Source organism: Rhizobium sp. 18055, from assembly GCF_902706285.1.
Lineage (GTDB): Bacteria > Pseudomonadota > Alphaproteobacteria > Rhizobiales > Rhizobiaceae > Rhizobium.
The window spans coordinates 1-1,200 of sequence record NZ_CACSKD010000051.1 but is presented as its reverse complement, the minus strand read 5'-3'; the positions used below and the strand labels follow the sequence as shown (position 1 = coordinate 1,200).

At 51.2% G+C, this 1,200-nt stretch carries 1 protein-coding gene; it reads right to left on the bottom strand.

What is annotated here, in order from left to right:
• A partial coding sequence (gene mobF / locus GVL52_RS27815; protein ID WP_160012637.1) for a MobF family relaxase occupies positions 1–1,200 on the bottom strand: 1,200 nt, incomplete at both ends.

The window sequence follows — 1,200 nt, the reverse complement described above, 5'->3', positions numbered from 1 at the left end:
CCTATATGTACGCGGTCAAGCACGTCCAGCATTTGATGGGCAGATACCACCACGGCCTCGTCCACGATCAGAAGAGTTTTTTTGCCGATCGATGTCTCACCCTTGCGCACAGAGTTGAGCCAGCCCGTGATGGCAACGCCCTCATCCAGGTCAGCGTCCTGTTGCAGGTTCTTGGCTGCTGTCCAAGCAGTGGCTAATCCAACTACCCGATATCCATTTCGTTCGTACGCCCTAGCCACAGAAGCCATGGTGAACGTTTTTCCAGCACCTGCACTTCCCTCGACCACCGTCACATCGTTTTCGTCGCGCAGCGTAGCCTCTGCGGCGATTCTCTGCTCTTCACTCAATGAGGCTGGCAGTTCAAAATTTTCGATGACATGCGATCCATTTCTCCGTTCCGCAAGCTGCAGCATCTCATGCTCCAGCGCAACCATTTCACGGCTAGTAAATACGGTGTCCCTTGAATGCTCTCCATGGCAGACCAGCAACTCACCCTTTAAATCACTCACAGCCTCTAGTATTTGACTTCGAGAGGCCTTACCTATCATTGCCGATGCCGCCTTTGCTACAAGCTCTGGCTCACCAAATACAGCTTTCCCTTGCAATATCTGATACGCCGATTCCCTGACTTGCTCCAAGCACTCCTCTCTACTTAATTCGGTGAAGCTTTCCGAATCAATAATTTCATTAACCTGCTCTTCAGAAAATCCCAGCGCTTTACCGCGCTCCTTCCAGATGCCTTCCAGCTCATACCGTGACATCTCTGTTTTTTCTTGCCGAGTCTCGATTGTCGCTTTCTGAAGCAGCCCTCGACTTGCTTGCGATGCATCTAGACCGCGGCTAGCCATTTCCGCCTCTACTGCCTTCAGGATTGCAACTCGGCGTTGCGAGAAATCCTTCATCACCTCATCAGGAACTCCATCTATTTCAAAGAGGTTTTTAACCTTCCTTATTGGAAACCCTTCCTTTCCCAATTTATATGCTAGATCAGCGTGGTAAAGCGATGCCGCGGCCCCTTGCCAGCGCAGCATTTCCCTATTTTCAAGCGCTCCCGTGCTGCCATCCTCTAGCTCAACTACATTCATGACGACGCAGTGAGTATGCAGCTGCGGATCATTTTCGCGGCTACTCCCATGACTGAACATCGCACCTCTGACCAACGCACTTTTATGAATTACGCCTGCTTTCCCCTGCCGAGTC